Genomic DNA, 20776 nt, shown 5'->3' with positions numbered 1-20776 from the left:
CACAAATGATCCCGAGATTTCTTGAAGCAGCAGACGGTCGCCGCATCGCATATCATCACACGGAAGGATCCGGGCCTACTGTCGTATTCCTGGGCGGATTCCGGTCGGACATGAGCGGTACGAAAGCTCTCTTCCTGGAAGACTGGGCGCGGAAGAAAAGCATTGGCTTCCTGCGCTTCGACTACACTGGCCATGGTGCATCGTCGGGCAAGTTTGAGGAGGGCTCAATCGGAGACTGGGCACGTGATGCTGAGGAAACGATTAACCAGCTCACCTCCGGTTCCCGGATTCTTGTGGGATCCAGTATGGGCGGATGGATCAGTCTGCTTGTGGCATCTCGTCTAGGCACGAGCATCGCCGCAATTGTCGGAATCGCTGCAGCACCGGATTTCACGGAAGACGCCATGGTGGCGAACTTCACGAACCAGCAGCGCGTGGACCTGGAAGCGCTGGGTCATGTCGACGTCCCGTCCGACTACTCCGACGAACCATACCGCATCACCCGGCGGCTGATCGAAGATGGACGAAACAACCTGGTTTTGCGCACGCCCCTTCAGTTGCCCTTCCCGGTGCGCCTGTTGCACGGCTCGGAAGACCACGATGTGCCGCTGTCCGTCGCTCTCCGCCTTCTGGACCACGCGACCGGACCGGACCTCCGCCTGACGATTGTCAAAGGCGCGGACCACCGGTTCAGCGAGCCTGAAAACCTCGCGCTTCTTGCCGATACATTGGAGTCGCTTCTGACCGACTGCCCACTTGGCAATCAAGGCTGAAGCGACCCGATTGCGCGGGCCAAGGACAGAGGTCTGCAGGTCAGAACAAGAAATGAAAAACTCGCATAGCGACCGCATGCGTCTGGAGAGTGGCCGACCGCACCACGCAGCCAGCCCGCGCGTTTCCGCTTCCGGGAGGTCATAAGCTTTCGCCGCCCCCCGGACTTTAGCCACCTAGCTGCATCAGGTAGTGCCCTTTCTCGACGCTACCTGATGCGAACCGAATACGATCGGGGAACTGAGCGCCCGGATTGCGGCCGCCCTGCGCGATGCCGGATCGGCAATGCGATAGTAGCTTTGCCGATCCTGTCTTCACTGGATATGTTCTGGGAACTTTGTTGTTCAGCCGACGAGGCCGGAGTAACAACTATCAACGTCTTGCTTGACTCGCGTTGATCAGACCTGCGCCGCGAGGCGTTCGATCTCTTCCTTCAGATGAAGCTTCTGGAGCTTGAGTTGCTTGATATCCAGGTCATTGGATGCCGGTTGCCGCTGCTCGGCTTCAATATGATCCGAAAGCGCCTGATGCTTCTTACGCAGCTCAGACAGATGGGAACTCACGCTCATGTTTTCCTCCATGCTGGTTAGGAACAACGCATGGAGTAAAACATGTTTTCATATATCTGTCACGCAGCGCGAAGCCGAGAATTCTCGATAAAGGCGAGTTGGAGCCGATCCGGGTTCACAAGTGTGAGAATGCCGCCGCCCGCGATCGCAATAAGCCCGAAAAAGCTCATGAGACCAATCGATTCGTCGAACCAGAAGAAGCCGACGACCATCGCGGTCAGGAGATTGAAATAGAGGAAAGGGGCAAGCACCGTCGCCTCGGCCCTTTGATATGCCGCGACCGTAAGAAAGTGACAGATGGCGGAGACACCACCAAGCGCAAGCGCTCCCAAGAACAGCGACGGTGAAAGGACTGGCAACCCTCCAGCAAAGGCGAAGGGCGCAATCAGACCGGCCCCAAGGAGAGACTGTACTGCAAGCGTCGAAAGTGCGTCCGTTTGCTGGGTCGCGCCACGCGTGGCCGCCAGATACGTCCCGAGCAACGCCCCACCAACCAGTGAAAAAATCGCGCCAAGCTCGATGCCGGCTTCAGGGCGCAGAAGCAGAGCCGCCCCCACAAAGCTAACGGCAGACCCGGCGAGACGCGTTGGCGTCGGCTCTTCCTTCCAGATTGCGATGCCAAGCAACCCGGAGACAATCGGCGCAATGAGAAACCCCCCGACGGCCTTTGCCATCGGCACCATGCCAAGGGCGGCAATGAGCGAGACCATTGCGCCCATGATGAGCCCCGTTCGGACGAGCTGCCCGACGCGGTCGCCCCGAGGCACGACGATCTTTCGACCTGTGCCTTTGGCGATTGCCGTCGCGATGAGACCTGCAGTCATATAACGGAGAAACGCGATCATCATCGGGGTGTGATCTGCAGCAAGCGTCTTGGCAACGCCATCGACGGCCGGGGTCAAAAGCATTGCAAGAATCAGAAAACAAACACCCGTTTGCATCGCACACACCCCACTACAATTGGCGGAACGACACTGCACCACTCGCCAATAGGTATAAAGTGATGAATTTATACCACTTTAACGAGAGTTTAGCAATAGCCCGGACAACTCTCGTAAAACTTTCACCACATCTTCCGTATAGTCGTCCCCGTCCCGGATGTGTGACTTTCCTTCATGAATAGTTAATGGATTATAAAGGCTTAGGGGTGCCCTCCGCGTCTTCCGCGCACGCACCAGAACACGATTTGCCGGCCTTCCCACCCGCGGAACGAGTGGTAAAATCTCGATCGCTCCAGCCGGGCCATTCAACGCCGCAAGTATTTCTGCAAGTCGCTCAGCCCTATGCACAATAACAATCGCCCCACCCTGCCGCAAACGGCGCATCCCTGCGGAAATCCAGGCATCAAGCCCTGTCGCTTCAGCCTCGCGATGAGCCCTGTCCCGTCCCGGGTCCTGCGCGCCGGTAGCAGCCCCGGCAGCGTAGAACGGCGGATTCATGATGACGTGATCGAAAGCGATCTCCCTGAGCGCTCGGGGCGGGGCGAGAAGATCTCCGTCATGGATAACAGCCGGTATTCCGTTCACCTCGGCATTTCTCCGCGCGAGCTCCGCGTAAGCCGGCTGCAGCTCGAGCCCATGCAGGACCACGCCAGGAACCCGCCGCGCCACACAGAGGCCGGCTGTCCCCACCCCGCACCCCAGATCGAGTAAGGTTTCCCCCGCCCGTGCCTGCGTAAATGCCGCGAGGAACACCGGATCAGTGGCAGCCCGATATCCGGACTTTGGCTGCAGGATTTGCAGCCTTCCCCCCAGAAAACCGTCGCAGCTCAGCTCATCTGGCTCGAAGCTCATTCCTCTACCAGATCCTCGACCTCATTATCTCGCAAGATCGCGCGGGCGCGGAAAGCATCCTTGTCCCGTACCGAGAGCCGTCTGGGAAACAGCCCGATCCCGCCTTCCAGCACGCTCATATGGACGTCCATTACAAAGCAGTCTATACCCTCGGCGCGCAGTAGCGCGGAGCCGAAAGCAATGATGGTGGGGTCAGTGGTCCGGAGTATTTCTTTCATCTCCCGGAACGTAGGCTCACCCCTCCCCAAGGTCGAGAGCCAAGACGCATGAATACGCCGGAGCGCATCGAGACGCCGATCGAGCGGCTGCAGGCCGCGCTCGCGAGCGACATGACCGAGGTCAATGCCCTCATTCGCAGGCGCATGGCGAGCGAGCATGCCCCCCGGATCCCGGAAGTGACGGCTCACTTGGTCGAAGCTGGCGGCAAACGTATCCGGCCGCTTCTGACACTCGCCGCCGCACGGCATTGCAATTATGCGGGCCAGGATCATGTAAAACTCGCAGCGGCCGTCGAATTCATCCACACTGCCACCTTGCTCCATGATGACGTTGTCGATGAGAGCACAAAGCGCCGCGGCCGCCCGACGGCAAACCTGCTCTGGGACAACAAGTCGAGCGTGCTGGTCGGCGATTATCTCTTCGCGCGCTCCTTCAAACTCATGGTCGAGACGGGTTCGATCCGCGTGCTCGATATTCTCTCGAACGCATCGGCCGTAATTGCGGAAGGTGAGGTCCTGCAGCTCACGGCAGCCGCAAATCTGGAAACGACCGAAGAAATCTATCTCCAGGTCGTACGAGGCAAAACCGCTGCGCTCTTCTCCGCGGCGACGGAGGCGGGCGCCGTGGTCGCCGGAGCCCCGGAAGAGCACGTCCGCGCATTCTTCGCCTATGGGGATGCCCTCGGCGTAAGCTTCCAGATCACGGACGATCTCCTCGATTATGGCGGCGTCTCGGCAAGGCTCGGCAAGAATACCGGCGACGATTTTCGCGAGCGCAAGATGTCACTGCCTGTCATCAAGGCACTCGCTGCGGCAGACGCCAGGGAGCGCACCTTCTGGGAACGCGTCATCGCGCGCAACGATCAGCGTGACGGAGATCTTGAAGAAGCGATCGCCCTTATGACAAGGCATGGCGCACTCGATCAGACTCGAGCCGCCGCGCTCGATCACGCGGCTCGCGCCCGTGAGGCTCTGCGCGATCTGCCATCAGGCACATTTCGTGACATGCTCGACGCACTCGCCGATTTTGTCGTCGAGAGAATCGTCTGACTCGGTCGTTAGACGACCGCTGTCGCAGCCACCCACCAGGCCGGAGCTGCATGGCGAATGGAGGTCGCTGCCGCCTCTGCATCGGCCGCGCTGCAAAAGACACCAAAGCAGGTGGCCCCGGAGCCAGACATCCGTGCAATCCTGCAGCCAAACTGGCTTCTCAGAGTGTTCAGTACAACTTCAATTACCGGCTGAGTTCGGCGCGCAGGCGCCTCGAGATCGTTGCGTGCCCTAGCAAGATACTCCAAGAACCCATCGATTTTTTCGATCCCGGCCAGCGGATCGAGCGGAGGATTGTCCCTCGATAAGAGCCCTCCGAAAACCGTTCCGGTCGGGACCGGAACACCCGGATTAACCAGCACGAGCCAGAACTCCGGCAACTCCACCGGCTCGATCCTTTCACCGATCCCGGACATCCGGCAGGAGCGCGATAGGAGACACACCGGAACATCCGCCCCCAGGGCCAGAACCGCATCATCCTCCGGCAAGGAGCGGCCAGTAATGCGCGAAAGCAGCCGCAAGGTGGCTGCGGCATCGGCCGATCCACCACCGATGCCGCTCGCAATCGGCAGGTTCTTGATGAGCCTGAGCTCCGCTTCTGCACGAGCAAGATGCGCAGCACGGAGCACGAGATTGTCCTCGTCGATCGAAAGCCCCTTCGCAAACGGGCCCTCAAGAGCCAGGGACAATGCGGCCGAAGGCCGCGCAGCAATCGTATCACCGACTTGCGCGAAGACGACCAGACTATCGAGCAAATGATAGCCATCCGCCCGCCGGCCCGTGACATGAAGCGCGAGGTTGACCTTTGCCGGTGCAAATTCCGTCTGCCAGTTCGTCATCTTTCGGCACACCAGCCAGAAATTCAGCCGTCAGTTTTCTCGTCCGGCTCAGCAAGCACACGATCAAGCCCGACATCGAGCTTGCGGCGAACCCGATCCATATCGAGATCTTCGCCGGGGCCGAAGGATAGAGCCCGGCGCCACTGGAACTCGGCTTCCCGTTTGCGCCCGACCGACCAGAGCACATCGCCAAGATGGTCGTTGATGACAGGATCATCGGGAGTGAGTTCCACCGCACGCAGCATATGCGGAACGGCCTCTTGATACCGCCCAAGCCGGTACAGAACCCAGCCGAGCGAATCGGTGATGTAGCCATCGTCCGGCCGGCCATCGACCGCCTTCTCGATCATCGCAAGCGCAGCGTCGAGATCCTCGCCCTTCTCCACCATGGAATAGCCGAGATAATTCAGAACGAGCGGCTGATCCGGCTCGAGCGCAAGTGCCTCGCGGAAATCGAGCTCCGATTTCGACCACTCCCCTGCTCGCTCATAGGCAATGCCCCGGGAATAGAAGAGCACCCAATGTGGCGGCTGCGGATCGGGTACGAGTTCAATCGCCCGGCTATAGGCCTCGGCCGCCTCCTGATATCTTTCTGCTCCGCGCAGCGCATCGCCGAGAGCGGACCAGACTTCTATATCATCGGCCCGGCTCTCCGAGAGCGTCATCAGGATCTCGATGCCCCCGGCTTCATCACCGGAAGCTCCAACAACCGCGGCTCGGCGAATGCCAGCGGTCACATACCAGGGCGACGTGTCGGGAACAGTATCAAGCGCAGCTTCCGCAAGTTTGTACTGGCCCTCGGATTCGAGAAGCTCCGCCGAAAGCAGATTGGCTTCAACAAGGCCAGGGCTCACATGGGCCGCAAGCCGGGCGTGAAGGAGGGAGAGCCTCTCGGAATCACCGCTGTCGAGCGCATCCGCAAGGGTGAGAAAGGCTTCGGCGGCGCCATCACGCGCCGACCGGACTTGGGTGAAGGCAACCTCCTCGCCCGCGGCAAGCCTGTCGCGCAATTGCGAGATCGCAGCGTCAGGAAATCCGCTCGACAACACCTCGTCCAGAATGTCGATTGCCTCGGCTTCGCGGCCGATCTGGGCAAGAATCTGTGCGTGTGCGATCAGGGCATTACGATCGAGGTGAAGTGGCCCCTGATCGCCGCCGGCGAGGATGGCTTCCGCCGACACGAAATCACCGGCAAACGCAAGGGCCAGCGCCTTGTGATACTGTCCATAGGCCGCGAGCGCTTCATTGCCACCCATCGCATCGAACCGCTTCTGAGCAGCCGCGAAATCCTGCAGCCCCACGGCAACCCAGGCAGACACGAGTCCACCCAGCAGCGGATTGATCTGTGCCGCATGCGTCTGAAGGATCACTTGAGCGCCAACGAAATCTTCAGCGGCCAGCGCATCAGCAAGCAGTACCAGAGCTGCCAGCTGATTATCGGGAGTGACCTTTATGAGCTTTTCCGCCAGCGCCCCGGCGGCCGCGGCGTCGCCCTGCGCCGTCTCCATCACCACAGCATTCTGCATCAGTGCCGCATTCTCCGGATCGAGGAGAAGCGCCTGAATGTAGTATTCCGCGGCAACCGAATAGTCGTCGCGGAAATCTGCCTGCATCGCCGCAAGATAGGCTCCGGAGAGCGTCACTGCCCCCCCACTCCCCGCAGCCAGGCTCAACACAACCGTAGCAAGGATGGTTCGGGTCAGACGAGCCAAGGTATTCGGCAAGGGACGATCTCCGGATTGCGACAAGGCTCGACCCTAGTCTGGCTCTAAAACGGTTGCAATCGGACGATTCTCGCTTGGCAACCTGCCGCCATCACATGTTGGGGTAGTTCGGCCCGTCTCCGCCCTGCGGCGTGCACCAGGTGATGTTCTGCGCCGGATCCTTGATGTCGCAGGTCTTGCAGTGAACGCAGTTCTGGAAGTTGATCTGGAACCGCGGGTTCGACCCGTCCTCATCCCGCAGCACTTCATAGACGCCAGCCGGGCAGTAGCGCTGTGCAGGCTCGTCAAATCGCGGCAAATTGAGCTCTACCGGAATCTCCGCCATGCCAAGACGCAAATGACAGGGCTGGCTCTCGTCATGATTCGTGAACGAATAGGCGACATTCGTCAGCCGGTCGAAGGACAGAACACCATCGGGCTTCGGATAGTCGATCGGCTCGAACCGCTCAGCGCGCCCTGTCGCCTCCGCATCGGTTTTGCCATGCTTCATTGTGCCAAAGAGCGAGCGGTTCGCGAAAAGCGAGTTCCACCACATGTCGAAACCGCCCAGCGTGAGAGATGCAGCCAGCCCGTATTTTGACCAGAGCGGCTTGAGGTTGCGAACGGGCTTCAGATCCGCCGCAATCGGGCCGCTCCGCACGTTTTCCTCGTAGGTATTGAGCTCATCGCCCGACCGGCCGGCACTGATTGCCTCGAACGCCGCTTCGGCTGCGGCCATGCCGGAGATCATCGCATTATGGTTGCCCTTGATGCGCGGCACGTTGACCATGCCTGCCGAGCACCCGAGAAGCGCGCCCCCCGGGAACGCGAGCTTCGGCATCGACTGCCACCCGCCTTCGGAGATCGCGCGCGCACCATAGGCGATTCGCTTGCCGCCCTTCAGCACTTCGGCAATCACAGGGTGATGCTTGAACCGCTGGAATTCCATGTAAGGGAAGAGGTGCGGGTTCTGGTAATTCAGATGCACCACAAATCCCACGAAAACCTGATTGTTCTCAAGGTGATACATGAACGATCCGCCACCGGCGTTCTTGCCGAGCGGCCAGCCCATGGTATGGGTGACCTGACCCTCCTTGTGAACCTCCGGATTGACCTCCCAGATCTCCTTCATGCCAAGGCCGAACTTCTGCGGCTCCTTGCCGTCAGAAAGGCCATACTTGGCAATGATCTGCTTCGCGAGGCTGCCGCGCACGCCCTCGGCGATGAAGACATACTTGCCATGCAGTTCCATGCCCGGCTCATAGTTCGGTCCCGGTTCACGGTTCTCGTCGAGACCGAACTCACCGGCAACGACGCCCTTCACCTCGCCGTTCTCGCCCCAGACGACTTCGCTCGCGGCCATGCCGGGAAAGATCTCGACCCCGAGTTCTTCCGCCTGCTCCGCCATCCAGCGGCAGACATTCGCCATCGAGACGATATAATTGCCGTGATTGTTCATCAGGCTCGGCATCGGCCAGTTTGGCAGCCGGATACTGCCTGACGGACCGAGCACCAGGAATCGGTCTTCGGTAACGGGAACGTTGATCGGCGCGCCGCGCTCCTTCCAGTCAGGGATCAGAGCATCGAGACCACTGGGATCAAGGACAGCACCGGAAAGGATATGGGCGCCCACTTCGGAGCCCTTTTCCAGCACAACGACACCAAGCTCCGGATCGAGCTGCTTGAGCCGGATCGCCGCGGAGAGCCCAGCCGGACCGGCCCCCACGATGACCACGTCATACTCCATTGCCTCGCGCTCGAATTCGGCCATCTCTAGATTGCTCCCGTCCCGTCTGCCCCGTGCGTCGTGCTTGGGTATCTCAAGGCTCACCCGGTGGTCAATTGTTGAGAACCGCCCCCGAGACCCGCAAATTCCCGCTGTGCGGCCGACTACGCGCCAAACCGCCCGCCATCTGCTTGCGAAGCCTTTGTCTGATACATATGCTCTCTCGTCGCGGAGGGGAGATCCGCAGATCAGGCCGAGGCTAGGGGCTCCGGCCTGATCTTGTATTTGGCGCCCGTGCATGGGCTGGCGCATGAGGGAATAAGAGAATGGAAAAAGTCCCGCTGACAACGAAGGGCTTCGCGAAACTTGACGCGGAGCTCAAGAACCTGAAGAGCGTGGAGCGGCCTGCGGTGATTGCCGCAATTGCAGAAGCGCGGGAACATGGTGATCTGAGCGAAAACGCGGAGTACCACGCTGCCCGCGAGAAGCAGAGTTTCATCGAAGGGCGCATTCGCGAACTCGAAAGCCTTATCAGCCGCAGCGATGTGATAGATCCGTCGCGCATGTCGGGTGCGATCAAGTTCGGGGCCACCGTCAAGATCGTTGACGAAGACACCGATGACGAGAAGACTTACCAGATCGTGGGCGAGGCGGAAGCCAACATCGAACGAGGTCTGCTCAACATGAAATCGCCGCTTGCGCGCGCCCTCATCGGCAAGGAGGAAGGTGACAGTGTCGAGGTCCGGACGCCGGGTGGCGTGAAGTCCTACGAAATCCTCTCAATCGCCTATATCTGAGCCGGAAACCGGGGATGACGGATGCAACCGATCCGCTTCGCGCCAGAATGGCCCGCAAGTTCACGCACTCCGGCGAAGGGCCGGGTGCGATGATGCGGCGCGTCGCCGAGCGGATCCGTTGGCTGCCCGCGCCGATTGTCTGGGCGCTCGTCGCGAGCCTGCTCTGGTCGATCCTCGTATTGGGTTACGGCATCGGCTTTCTATCGGTCGCGGCCGAAGCCCAGGTGCGGGGAATGGTCTTCCTCGACGGCATTTTTCTGCTTCTTGCCCTCGTTCTTCCGCTTGGCCTGGTCTGGCTGGCGGCTTGGCTCTTCGAAGCCCTGCGCGAGCAACGCGAAATCGCCGTGGCGCTCACCGAGCGCACAGGTCCGCTTCTGGCGGAGCTCGAGGCGACACGCCGTGCCGTTGCCGCCGGCAACGGCGGTGTTTCCGATGCCGTGGATCAGACGATCCGTGCAATCGTCCAGACCCGACAGCGCTCCGAGACCGATCTCGCAGAGACGCTCTCCGCAGTAAGCTCCGGCCAAGTGCGCCTTCAGGCGACATTGACCGCCCTGCTTGATAGCCTCGTAATCGATCCGGTGGGCAGCGCGCCGCCAATGGCAGAAATGCCACCACCGTCCGAACCCGCCCGGCCGGCCACCGCGCCAGCCCGGCCCGCCACCCCGAGCGAGAACAGAAGCGAGGAGCCTCTCCTGCCGCTTTTGCCGGATTCGGTCACCGATCCTGCTCGTCCGGATTGGCCCGACTTGGTGAAGGCTCTGGATTTCCCGCGCGACGATCAGGACTTCGAGGGTTTCCGGGCATTGCAGGCCGTGCTGCGGTATCAGCCGCTCGCGCAGATGCTTCAGTCCGCCGAGGATGTCCTCACGCTCCTCTCGCAGGAGGGCGTCTACATGGATGACCTCTCCGTCGAGACGGGCGACCCGGTCCACTGGCGTCGCTTCATGGCGGGAGAGCGCGGCGCGGAGGTGTCGAGCGTAGGCGGCATTGTCGATGAGCAGGCCCTCGAGTTGACCCGTGCGCTGCTCAAATCCGACATGATCTTCCGAGATACCGCACTCTTCTTCCAACGCCGGTTCGATCGCGTACTGCAGGACTTTGCTCGCGAGGCGGGCGACGAGGAGATCATGGACGTGGCCAACACCCGCTCGGGGCGCGCCTTCATGCTGCTCACGCGCCTGAACGGATCCTTCGACTGATCCAAGACCCCGGTACGCCGAAATTGCCGCTCTCAGGCTGCGCTCGTCTCCACGAGCCGCATCCTGGCAGCCGCCAGATCCTCCGGTGTGTTGATGTTGAAGAACGGATCGCGCCGGTCATGAAAGATCGCACGCGCCGCGCCTTGAGCCTCCGCCCACGCCCGCACCTTCCGTGCCCCGGCAACGATGTCCGCCCGGAGCCGCTCCCGTAGGACCACCGGCCATAGGGCGCAGACCGGATGCGTCAGGAGTTTGCCGCCGGGCTCTTCCGACAGGGCCAGCACCAGCGGCCGTTCGGACGCGACTGCAGCCGCACGGAGCGCCACGACGAGATCTTCGGGAAAAAACGGCGTATCACCGGGCACCGTCACGATGCTTCCGAAACCCTCTGCCGCGGCCCAGTCCAGCCCGGCAAGAACGCCCGCGAGTGGCCCGGGCTGGCCGGAGATGCTGTCGGGGATCACAGGAACGCCAAAACGTGCAAAGCGGGATGCGTCACCACCCGCATTCAGCACCACCTTCGGAACCTGAAGCCGCAAGCGCGCGATGACGTGTTCAAGAACCGTTGCGCCATCCAGATCGAGCAGACACTTATCCCCGCCCCCCATACGGCGTGCGCTCCCGCCAGCAACGACGACACCCGCGACCGGAACGCTCCGCCGATCTGGAGGGAAGATCGCGACGCGGCTTTCAGGCATGTGAGATCCATCGGGGTTGCAGCACGGGTGACGGGCAGGATAGACGATGGACCGCGCAAGGAACAGCGTCTCCCGAAAAGCTCCGGTCATGTCTCAGAATACCACCCGCTCCGCCTTCCTCGCAGGCTTTCGCCAGAGCCTGCCCTTCAACCTCGTCGTCATACCGTTCGCGCTGCTTTTCGGGGTGTTGGCGCACGAGACAGGGTGGGGCGTATTGCAGGCGATCGGGATGAGCCTTGCCGTGATTGCGGGTGCCTCGCAGTTTGCGGCACTTCAGCTCATCAATGACAATGCACCGTTCATCGTCGTGGTCCTGACCGGGCTTGCGGTAAATCTGCGCATGGCGATGTATTCTGCCTCGCTTGTGCCGCATCTCGGCGCGGCGCCGCTCTGGCAGCGGGCGCTGGCCGCTTACGCCCTGACCGATCAGACCTACGGCGTCTCGCTCGCACGCTTCACGCTCCATCCCGAAATGAGCATCCGAGAGCGGATGGCGTTCTTTTTCGGCTCCGTGCTGGCGATCTGTCCGCTCTGGTATGTCTTTACCATCGTCGGTGTCGTGGCAGGTCAGGCCATTCCGCCCGAGTTCGGCCTGGATTTCGCCGCCCCCATTACCTTTATCGCGCTCTTCGCGCCCATGCTGCGCAGCCTGCCGCATCTGGCCGCGGCCTTCGTCTCGGTCGTGGCATCGCTCGCGCTCTCGTTCCTACCCTTCAATCTCTGGATGATCGCCGCAGCTTGCCTCGCAATGGCAACGGGCGCGCTTGCCGAAACATTGCTTGAAAGGCGGACATCATGAGCGAAAGCATGATCTGGGGCGTTATCCTCTGCTTAGGAATCGGCACCTACCTGATCCGCTTCTCGTTCCTCGGGCTGATTGGGGACAGGGATCTGCCGCCACTCGCCAACAAGCTGCTGCGCTACGTGCCAGTCGCGGTTCTGCCAGCCATCGTCACGCCGCTCGTGCTGTCACCCCAGGCCACCGGTGGCGATTTCGACCCGGCGCGCGCCATCGCGGCCCTCGCCGCCCTTGCCTTCGGCGCATGGCGCCGCAGCGTGATCGGCGCCATTCTCGCGGGCATGATCACGCTCTATCTCGGGCTCTGGGTCTTCGGCTGAGGCGGTTTTCGCGGCCTCAGGCCTGCGGCCGATCCTTCAGAATGTCACGGATTTCCGCCAGAAGGGCTTCCGAACTCGGAGCCGGCTCACCCTCGACCTTGGGCTCTTCCTGAGGCATCGCCGCGTCCTTGATCCGGTTCACGCCCTTGACCAGCAGGAAGACGACCCAGGCCACGATCACGAACTTGATCACCGCGTTGATGAAATTGCCATACATGAAGGACGCGGCATGCTCGCCCTCGCCCACCCTGATCATATGGCTCGAAAAATCGACACCGCCGGTAAAGAGGCCGATCAACGGATTGACCAGATCGTCGACCAGTGAGGTCACGATGGCGGTGAAGGCCGCCCCCATGATGATCCCCACGGCCATATCCATGACGTTGCCGCGAGCAATAAAATCCCGAAATTCCTTCAACATCGGTCGCTTCGCTCCTGATTGCAGATGAAACGAAAACTAGCGGCAGCCGCGGTGGACTGACAACAGAAGCGTCAACCGGCCACGGCAGACGAAAGCCGCTTGTGGCCGGTGCACCGCACAAGAAGGGGGTCAGGCCCGTAGAGTGCCGCCGGTTGCCTTCTCGACCGCCCCAATGATCTTGGCGGAAACCGCCTCGATCTGCTTCTCCGTCAAGGTCGCATCGACCGGTTGAAGCCGCACGGCGATCGCGATCGACTTCCGGCCTTCGCCCATCTGCGCCTCAGCCTTGGCGCCCTCGAAAACGTCGAAGACCGACACATCAGCGATCAGCGCCTTGTCGGCGCCGCGCGCCGCCCGAAGCACTGCCTCCGCCTCGATACCCGCATCCAGCACGAAGGCGAAATCCCGCTCCACGCTCTGGAAATCCGACAGTGCAAGTGCCTGCCGCGTGGTACCGCGACTGCGCGCAAAGGGCACCGCCTCGAGAAAGGCGGCGAAGCCGACCGCCGGTCCCTTGACATCAAGCGCGGCGAGCACCTTCGGATGCAGCTCACCGAAAACGCCGATCACGGTCTTCGGCCCAAGGCCGATCACCCCGCTTCTGCCCGGATGCCACCACTCCCGCGCCCCGCGCCGAATCCCGCTGCTTGCAGGCGCGCCGACCGCAGCAAGCACGGCCTCGAGATCAGCCCGAGCATCATGGAGATCGACCGGACGGCGCCCGCCGAACGGATCGCGCGGCCCGGTATGTCCCACACGAATCCCTGCGGCCACGAGACGCTGCTCCCCGGGTTCGCCGCCCTGGAAGCTCTGACCCACCTCGAAAAGCGCCAGATCTCCGAAGCCTCGCGCCTGGTTCCGGGCCGCAGCACGCAGCAGGCCAGGCATCAGACCGGGCCGGAGATGGCTCATTTCCGAGGAAATCGGATTCTCGAGCTGCATCTCGGGGCCGCCCCCGCCAAAGAGTGCCGCAGCCTCCTGGTCGATGAAGGCATAGGTCACGCATTCATTGTAGCCGAGCGCTGCGATCTGCCGCCGGGCCTGAGCCTCGCGCCGCTGAATCGGAGTCAGCGTCGGCTTTGCAACGCCAGCCAGGCGTGCGAGCGGCTTGCCCTCGAGCTTCGTAAGTGATGCCACGCGCGCGACCTCCTCGACGAGATCCGCCTCGCCGAGAACATCCGGCCGCCAGGAAGGAACACCCACCTGCAGCGTCCCCTCGTCTGCATCCTCCGGCGTGAACCCCAGCTCGCGCAGGATACGCACCTGCTCCGCACGCGGGATCTCCATGCCCACAAGCGACACCACCCGCGCAGGATCGAGCCGATAGCTTCTCGAGGTATCGGGCGCCGCTCCGGCCACTGTCACCTCTGCAGCTTGTCCGCCACAAAGATCGAGGATCATCCGGGTCGCGAGTTCCATACCTGCCTTGGTGAAGGCGGGATCAATTCCACGCTCGAACCGGTAGCGCGCATCCGAGTTGATCTTGAGCCGCCGCCCGGTCCGCGCCGTCCGAATCGGGTCGAAATAGGCCGCTTCAACGATCACGTTGACGGTTTCTTCCGTACAGCTCGTACGCAGCCCCCCCATGACCCCACCGATGCTCTCCACACCGGTCGTATCGGCGATCACGGTTTCGGAGCCGTCGAATTGATACGTCTTCTCGTCGAGTGCCTTCAGGCTCTCACCAGGCTTCGCCAGCCGCACCGTCAGCGGTCCATGCACCTTGTCGGCGTCGAAGACGTGCAGCGGGCGGTTGCGATCGAAGGTGAGGAAGTTGGTGATGTCGACCAGCGTCGAAATCGGCCGGAGCCCGATCGCACGAAGCCGGTCCTGCAGCCACTGCGGCGATGGCCCGTTCTTCACGCCCCGGATCAACCGCCCAACGAAGAAGGGGCAGGCTTCCGTTGCCACATCCGGGGCAAGATAGATCGCGAGCGGCGAGGCATCCTCACCGGGCACCGAAGCGATCTCCGGTGTGATGATGCGCCCGAGCCCGCGGGCCGCGAGATCGCGCGCGATCCCTGCCACACCAAGCGCATCCGGCCGATTCGGCGTGATCGCAATCTCGATGACCGGATCGGACGGCCGCACGTCGATATAGCGCGCGCCCACTGGCACGTCGGCGGGAAGCTCGACAATCCCGTCATGCGCATCCGAAAGCTCCATCTCGCGCTCGGACAGCATCATGCCATAGCTTTCGATACCGCGGATCTTGCCAACCTTGATGGTCACGTCGATGCCGGGGATGTAATCGCCCGGCTGCGCCACCACGACCTTGATGCCCGCCCGCGCATTCGGTGCGCCGCAGATGATCTGCTTCTCGCCGTCCGACGTGACGACGCAGCATACCTGGAGCTTGTCGGCCTCGGGATGCTTCTCGGCGGCAACCACCTCGCCCACGGTGAACGCCGCAAGGCGCTCCGCAGGGTTGCTCACGCCCTCGACCTCGAGCCCGAGATCGGTCAGCGCAAAGGTGATCTCCTCGAGCGTCGCATCGGTCTCGAGATGCTCTTTGAGCCAGGATAAGGTGAACTTCATGGCGCCGCCCCGGATGTCTTGACGGAGGCGGGTTTAGGGGATCGGGCCCGGATCGGCAAGAAGCCGGTTGCTCCGTTCACCGCACGCCGGAAATGAAAAGGGCCGACCCAGAGGGTCGGCCCTTTTTCACGAGAACGCGATGGGGTCAGGCAGCTTCGGCGCGCTGCGCCTGGCGTTCGCTTTCCTCGCGGCTGAGCGCGACGGAGGTGCGGACACCGCGGGAGACAAATTCCATCATGCCCTTGACGGTGCGTTCGTTGGGATCGATTCCGGCACACATCAGGACTTCCCGGCCGTCGCGCGAACGCGCCCAGCGGGCAATGACTTCGGGGCCGTTGCCATATTTCTTGTCGTCGGCAATGGCGTCATCAAGAGCAGCCAGGACGACGGCAGCAAACAGCTTCTGGGCGCGGGCACCCTGATCGTTGGTGTAAGCGACCTCATCCACGTAATCGAACATTACGTTTTCCTTTTTGTTAACAGTGCGTCAGAGCGTGGCGCACTATGACGATCTGGTGACAGTTTTGGTCTGCCAATTCCGCAAGGCTGCCCTGCATCTGGTGAATAGCTGAGACGCCTCGAAAGCATGGCGAAGGGGGTAAGCGGTCATATAGTCCGCACCTGCTCACGGATCAACATCCGCGAACGCTCGGACGCAGATTCCTTCCCTGGCGAGAGAATATCTCAATCCAGGGTTGCAAAACGGGCCCAGCAGCCTGCCAAAGCGGCATTTTCGGAGGCCACGTGATCGTGATGTCCTGAGCGCGGGCTGCTACAGGAACCCGCTCCGGGGTGCAAGGCGGCACAACTCACTTTTCCCGACTTCGATCCCGAGCGTGGCCTCCATGCTGCAGCATTCTGCCGGAATCACTCCTGCCCCGGCCATCGTCTGACAAACGGAAGAAAACCCGCCCCCGGCAATCCGGAGGCAGGTATGTATACGCAGTGATTTCAGACCGGACGTGCCGGGCTTCACATGCCAGTGTAGATCGGGAAGCGGCCGCAGAGCTCCATCGCCCGGGCCTTCACGGCATCCTCGACGTCCGAGTTGCCGTCCTCGCCATTCTTCGCGAGGCCATCGACGACATCGACGATCATCCGGCCGATTTCCTCGAACTCCGCCGCACCGAACCCGCGCGTGGTGCCCGCAGGCGTCCCGAGACGGATGCCTGAGGTCACAAACGGCTTCTCCGGATCGAACGGAATGCCGTTCTTGTTGCAGGTGATGTGCGCTCGACCCAATGCCTTCTCAGCCGCCTTGCCCGTCACACCCTTCGGCCGCAGATCGACCAGCATGAGGTGGTTCTCGGTGCCACCCGAAACGATCCCGAGACCGCCCTTCTGGACGGAAGCCGCGAGCGTCTTCGCGTTCGCCACCACCTGCGCCGCATAAGCCTTGAACTCGGGCGTCAGCGCCTCACCGAGCGCCACGGCCTTCGCCGCGATCACATGCATGAGCGGGCCACCCTGGAGACCGGGGAAGACGGCCGAGTTGATCTTCTTCGCGATCGCCTCGTCATTCGAGAGGATCAGGCCGCCACGCGGTCCGCGCAGGCTCTTGTGGGTCGTCGTCGTCACCACATGGGCATGCGGCACCGGCGAGGGATGCACACCGCCGGCAACAAGGCCCGCGATATGGGCCATGTCAACCATCAGATAGGCCCCGACCTCATCCGCAATCTCGCGGAACGCCGCCCAGTCCCAGATGCGGCTATATGCCGTGCCGCCGGCCAGGATCAGCTTCGGCTTGTGCTCGCGGGCTTTGGCGCGGATGTCCTCCATGTCGAGAAGCTGGTCCTGCTGGCGCACGCCATAGGAAACCACATTGAACCACTTGCCCGACATGTTGACTGGCGAGCCGTGCGTCAGGTGACCACCGGAATTGAGATCGAGCCCCATGAAGGTATCGCCCGGCTCAAGCAGCGCGAGAAACACCGCCTGGTTCATCTGGCTGCCCGAGTTGGGCTGAACATTGGCGAAATTCGCCCCGAAAAGCTCGCAGGCCCGGTCGATCGCGAGCTGCTCGGCAATATCGACAAACTGGCAGCCGCCATAATAGCGCTTGCCCGGATAGCCCTCGGCATACTTGTTGGTGAGCACCGAGCCCTGCGCCTGAAGAACGGCAAGGCTGACGATGTTCTCGGAGGCGATCAGCTCGATCTCCTCGCGCTGGCGCCCAAGCTCCTGACCGATGACCTCGAAGATCGCAGCATCGCGGCTCGAGAGCGGTTCGGTAAAGAAGGGGGATGAGGGCGTGGCGTGCTTCATGACGGGACTCCTCGCAGACAAGAGGGTGTGACGCGCCGGTCACATAGCCGGTTCCGGCGATCTGGGGAAGGCCCGAAACGCCCTGTCGTCCCGGGGCACGATCCTGTTGCGCCCGGTCGCGGGATACGCGTGCAGGCACGCTCGACCACGGAATGGCGCGCCGCCCCCCTTGTAACCGGCTGAAGAAATTCACGTCTCCCTGCATTGTGGTGAAGACATGATCCCTATGCATGGGAGCCATGCAAAAATCGCAGCTTCCGCCATCGCCCTGGTGGCGCGATAGGCTGGCAGGGATTGCACCCGATGTTCGGGGCGAGTCGCACGCCGTCCGGATGTTCCCGAAATGACCAGCCTCTTCGACCTGATCGGCCTCGTGGCCGCTGCGCTTACCACGTTCGCCTTCCTGCCTCAGGTCATCCAGACTTGGCGAAGCCGTTCGGCCGCGGGCCTCAATTTCGCGATGCTGCTCGTGCTCGCGACCGGCGTCTTTCTCTGGCTCGTCTACGGGATCGGCGCGGGCCAGCTGCCCGTCATCCTCGCCAATGGAGCGACGCTTGTCCTTGTCCTGATCCTGCTCGGCTTCAAGACGCGGGATCTTCTGCGGCGCGACCCTCTGGCGCCCTGACCGCCGCGCGCGCGGCCTCCGCTGCCGCGACCTGCACGAGCTCGCCCAACCCATCTGCGGACGTGATGTGAACGTCGCGCTGCGGGAACGGGATGGAAATGCCCTCCTTGCGGAACCGCGACGCGATCTCGAAATTCACGTCCGACTTGACCGTCAGCATGAAGTTCACATCGCGCAGGCGGCAGCGCAGTTCGAAATTCATCGAATCCGCGCCAAATTCCATGAAAAGCACGCTCGGAGCCGGATCCTCGAGCACCAGCGGATGACCCTCGATGATGTCGAGCAGAATCCGCTCGACCTGCCGGGGGTCGGAGTCGTAGCTCACCCCCACCGGCACGATGAGCCGCCCCGTCATGTCGGAATGCGTCCGGTTGAGCACCGTGCCTGCCACGAGATCCGCATTGGGAACGATCACCGCCGCGCGATCGAAGGTCTCGATCTCGGTCGACCGCACCCGGATACCACGGACATAGCCCGAGAACTCGCCGACCTCGATCCAGTCGCCTTCCTTGATCGGCCGTTCGATGAGCAGAATGATGCCCGAAACGAAGTTTGACACCACCGTCTGCAGGCCGAAGCCGATACCGACGGACAGTGCGCCCGCAACAATCGCGAGATTGGTGAGATCGAGCCCCGCGGCGGAAATCCCGAGGATCGCCGCGATCGCGAAACCGATATAGTTCACCCCCGCGACCACCGCGTTGCGTCCGCCTGCATCGAGGCGCGTGCGCGGCAAAACAGTCCCCCGGAGCACAGTCTGGAGCAGCCGGGTGAGACCCAGGATGATGCCGAACGAAAGCAGGAACTTGACGATCACCCCAGGCGAAAGCGTCACGCCACCCACGACGATCCCGTCGCTCAGGATCCGCCACGCCTCGGCAATGTCAGTCGGCCGTGCCCCCCAGATCAGCCCGAGAATGGGCAGACAGGCGAAAAAGACCAGAATCGCCACGAAGACCGGAATGAGCCCGCCATTGGGCGGTCCGCTTTCGTTGTCGTGCTGCTGGGAGAAGAGCGACACGGCGGTCTTGCTGATGAGATCGAAGACAACGAGCGCCGCGCCCCCGAGCCCGATCGTCTGCATGAGCGGAAACTCGAGGAGCCGCGCGGCAGCAAGAAAACCGCAGGCGGCGAGCGCCGGTGCCGCGGCCGCGGCAAATTTGGTGAGACGGCCGAACAGATCGAGCACATGAAGGCCGATCCCGACCGTCTGGGCATCCGCCCCCAGGCCGCTCACCCGCTCGCTGATCCGCCGACGGATAAGACGGATCAGCGACGCCGCCGCAAGCAGCTGGATCGCCCCGAGGACGATGATCGGGAAATAGAGAACCGCCTGCGCTGCCGCGGTAAGCCGCCAGATGCCGATCATCGAACCGATGATGCTGTCGAAGGCCAGCAGCACCCCGAGGTACATCACGAGCCGCGCTCCGGCCCGGGCCTCGACATTGTCGATCGGCAGGATGCGGTAGTTGGCCGTGCGCGGCGCGAAGAGGCTTCCCCCGAGCCAGCCCGCACCGATGAGATACCAGGCGAAATCCGGCACGGCGAAGAAGCGAACCTCCGGCTGATCCGCGAACCAGGCCTCCGGCCGCAGCGCCGCGAAAAGCAACCCCACCCCGACCGTCGGCAGGACGATGCGGTTCATGTTCCGGAGCGCGAGAATCCAGGCAACGCTGCGCGGCCGTGTCGCGACTGAGAGGCGCTTCTCGATCCAGTTGCTGAGCCGCATCCGGACCGTGAAGGTCACGGCAACCGCAACGATCAGCAACAGGAGCCGCAAGGGCAGCTTGGTGATCAGAGCTTCGCGGAAGGCCTCATTCTCGAGCGCCTTCTGCGCGACGGCAAGATGCTCGTTGGCCGCTTGTGAGATCGCTTCCACCGTCTCCTGCCAGTGCCGTGGCAGGACAGGAGCAGGGCCGCGCGTGACGAGGTTCTCGGAAAATTCCTGAATCAGCTTGCGATCGAGATCGGCGATAAGGCCATTGGCCCGCAACACCGCTTCCTGCGCCTGAAGGATCGGCACCTTCGCGTCGTTGAGCTGCTTTTCGAGGCTGGCGCGCCGGTCGGTGATTTCCGGGGATTCAGTCGCACCATCGGTCGGGGCCGGGCCGAGCGTATCGAGCCGGGCCTTGAGATCGTCGAGCGAACTCTGGCCATTGGCCTGAGCATCGAGCGCGACGTTCCGCGCCCGGACCAGATCCTCGCGCTCGGCCTGAAGCTGATCGATCTGGGTCGTGGGTTCTTCGAGCAGCGTCTGGACCTTGGACGACCATGCGTCAAGTTCCTCCGAGGTCGGAACCTTGGGCTTTTCCTTCTCGGCGGCCGCCTTGGGCTGGGCAAAGGCCATTGGAGCCACGCCGCCCGGACCAAGGCAGACGAGCAGCGCAAGAAGGACGACCGTCCTCAGGAAGGTCGTCATACCGGGCACCCACCTCATGA

Annotated in this window: 20 protein-coding genes; 7 read left to right on the top strand and 13 right to left on the bottom strand. The window is 62.3% G+C overall.

Translation table 11 applies throughout. The features are described 5' to 3' along the window. Positions 1 to 5 precede the first annotated feature (5 nt). On the top strand, positions 6 to 773 hold the full coding sequence (locus ACF66B_RS13790; RefSeq protein WP_111429124.1) for an alpha/beta fold hydrolase: 768 nt from the start codon (positions 6 to 8) through the stop codon (positions 771 to 773). Positions 774 to 1169: 396 nt separating this feature from the next. On the opposite strand, the gene ACF66B_RS13785 is transcribed toward ACF66B_RS13790, so the two are convergent. The 4 genes from ACF66B_RS13785 to ACF66B_RS13770 form a co-directional block, all read right to left on the bottom strand. Next, positions 1170 to 1340 carry a DUF465 domain-containing protein gene (locus ACF66B_RS13785; protein WP_111429512.1) on the bottom strand — a complete coding sequence of 57 codons (171 nt, stop codon included), beginning with the start codon at positions 1338 to 1340 and terminating at the stop codon, positions 1170 to 1172. A 59-nt stretch (positions 1341 to 1399) separates the two neighbouring features. Beyond that, positions 1400 to 2281 carry a DMT family transporter gene (locus ACF66B_RS13780; protein WP_111429125.1) on the bottom strand — a complete coding sequence of 294 codons (882 nt, stop codon included), beginning with the start codon at positions 2279 to 2281 and terminating at the stop codon, positions 1400 to 1402. Positions 2282 to 2359: 78 nt separating this feature from the next. Continuing rightward, positions 2360 to 3133 carry a methyltransferase gene (locus ACF66B_RS13775; RefSeq protein ID WP_111429126.1) on the bottom strand — a complete coding sequence of 258 codons (774 nt, stop codon included), beginning with the start codon at positions 3131 to 3133 and terminating at the stop codon, positions 2360 to 2362. Continuing rightward, positions 3130 to 3351 (bottom strand): DUF2007 domain-containing protein, encoded by a 222-nt coding sequence (locus ACF66B_RS13770; protein ID WP_111429127.1) that lies wholly within the window; start codon positions 3349 to 3351, stop codon positions 3130 to 3132. The genes ACF66B_RS13775 and ACF66B_RS13770 overlap by 4 nt, the downstream gene beginning before the upstream one ends. A gap of 48 nt (positions 3352 to 3399) precedes the next feature. Between ACF66B_RS13770 and ACF66B_RS13765 the strand changes: the two genes are divergently transcribed. Continuing rightward, positions 3400 to 4401, top strand: coding sequence for a polyprenyl synthetase family protein (locus ACF66B_RS13765; protein WP_111429128.1), 1002 nt, complete (start codon positions 3400 to 3402; stop codon positions 4399 to 4401). An 8-nt stretch (positions 4402 to 4409) separates the two neighbouring features. On the opposite strand, the gene ACF66B_RS13760 is transcribed toward ACF66B_RS13765, so the two are convergent. The 3 genes from ACF66B_RS13760 to ACF66B_RS13750 form a co-directional block, all read right to left on the bottom strand. Continuing rightward, entirely contained in the window at positions 4410 to 5240 is an 831-nt protein-coding gene (locus ACF66B_RS13760; protein WP_111429129.1) for a 4-(cytidine 5'-diphospho)-2-C-methyl-D-erythritol kinase, read from the bottom strand. A gap of 23 nt (positions 5241 to 5263) precedes the next feature. After that, on the bottom strand, positions 5264 to 6883 hold the full coding sequence (locus tag ACF66B_RS13755) for a tetratricopeptide repeat protein (RefSeq protein ID WP_111429130.1): 1620 nt from the start codon (positions 6881 to 6883) through the stop codon (positions 5264 to 5266). A 172-nt stretch (positions 6884 to 7055) separates the two neighbouring features. Continuing rightward, positions 7056 to 8714 carry an electron transfer flavoprotein-ubiquinone oxidoreductase gene (locus tag ACF66B_RS13750; protein WP_111429131.1) on the bottom strand — a complete coding sequence of 553 codons (1659 nt, stop codon included), beginning with the start codon at positions 8712 to 8714 and terminating at the stop codon, positions 7056 to 7058. 281 nt (positions 8715 to 8995) lie between these two features. Between ACF66B_RS13750 and greA the strand changes: the two genes are divergently transcribed. Then, positions 8996 to 9466, top strand: a complete 471-nt coding sequence (gene greA / locus ACF66B_RS13745) for a transcription elongation factor GreA (protein WP_111429132.1) — start codon at positions 8996 to 8998, stop codon at positions 9464 to 9466. A gap of 14 nt (positions 9467 to 9480) precedes the next feature. Continuing rightward, complete coding sequence (locus tag ACF66B_RS13740) at positions 9481 to 10668, top strand: hypothetical protein (RefSeq protein ID WP_111429133.1); 1188 nt, start codon at positions 9481 to 9483, stop codon at positions 10666 to 10668. A 32-nt stretch (positions 10669 to 10700) separates the two neighbouring features. On the opposite strand, the gene mobA is transcribed toward ACF66B_RS13740, so the two are convergent. After that, entirely contained in the window at positions 10701 to 11366 is a 666-nt protein-coding gene (gene mobA / locus ACF66B_RS13735; protein ID WP_111429134.1) for a molybdenum cofactor guanylyltransferase MobA, read from the bottom strand. Between the two features lie 88 nt (positions 11367 to 11454). Between mobA and ACF66B_RS13730 the strand changes: the two genes are divergently transcribed. Both ACF66B_RS13730 and ACF66B_RS13725 read left to right on the top strand, forming a co-directional pair. Then, positions 11455 to 12165, top strand: coding sequence for an AzlC family ABC transporter permease (locus tag ACF66B_RS13730; protein ID WP_111429135.1), 711 nt, complete (start codon positions 11455 to 11457; stop codon positions 12163 to 12165). After that, positions 12162 to 12485: an AzlD domain-containing protein gene (locus ACF66B_RS13725; RefSeq protein WP_111429136.1), complete on the top strand. Its 324-nt coding sequence runs from the start codon at positions 12162 to 12164 to the stop codon at positions 12483 to 12485. The genes ACF66B_RS13730 and ACF66B_RS13725 overlap by 4 nt, the downstream gene beginning before the upstream one ends. Before the next feature lie 16 nt (positions 12486 to 12501). Here ACF66B_RS13725 and mscL read toward each other — a convergent pair whose 3' ends face one another. From mscL to glyA, 4 genes are all read right to left on the bottom strand, one after another. Then, entirely contained in the window at positions 12502 to 12906 is a 405-nt protein-coding gene (gene mscL / locus ACF66B_RS13720; RefSeq protein WP_111429137.1) for a large-conductance mechanosensitive channel protein MscL, read from the bottom strand. Between the two features lie 129 nt (positions 12907 to 13035). Next, the gene (pheT, locus tag ACF66B_RS13715; protein WP_111429138.1) at positions 13036 to 15444 is read right to left on the bottom strand and encodes a phenylalanine--tRNA ligase subunit beta; all 2409 of its coding nucleotides are present in this window, start codon (positions 15442 to 15444) and stop codon (positions 13036 to 13038) included. Positions 15445 to 15589: 145 nt separating this feature from the next. Beyond that, positions 15590 to 15904: a DUF6280 family protein gene (locus ACF66B_RS13710; protein ID WP_111429139.1), complete on the bottom strand. Its 315-nt coding sequence runs from the start codon at positions 15902 to 15904 to the stop codon at positions 15590 to 15592. Between the two features lie 512 nt (positions 15905 to 16416). Next, positions 16417 to 17712: a serine hydroxymethyltransferase gene (glyA, locus tag ACF66B_RS13705; protein ID WP_111429140.1), complete on the bottom strand. Its 1296-nt coding sequence runs from the start codon at positions 17710 to 17712 to the stop codon at positions 16417 to 16419. A gap of 343 nt (positions 17713 to 18055) precedes the next feature. On the opposite strand from glyA, the gene ACF66B_RS13700 reads away from it, so the two are divergent. After that, a complete protein-coding gene (locus ACF66B_RS13700; protein WP_111429141.1) occupies positions 18056 to 18337 on the top strand; it encodes a SemiSWEET transporter in 282 nt (93 codons plus the stop codon). Here ACF66B_RS13700 and ACF66B_RS13695 read toward each other — a convergent pair. Further along, entirely contained in the window at positions 18294 to 20756 is a 2463-nt protein-coding gene (locus tag ACF66B_RS13695) for a DUF3772 domain-containing protein (protein WP_162683195.1), read from the bottom strand. The two genes, ACF66B_RS13700 and ACF66B_RS13695, sit on opposite strands and share 44 nt — an antisense overlap. Between the last annotated feature and the right edge of the window lie 20 nt (positions 20757 to 20776).

The organism is Amaricoccus sp. B4 (assembly GCF_043226085.1).
Lineage (GTDB): Bacteria > Pseudomonadota > Alphaproteobacteria > Rhodobacterales > Rhodobacteraceae > Amaricoccus.
This window is presented reverse-complemented; position numbering and strand designations above follow the sequence as displayed.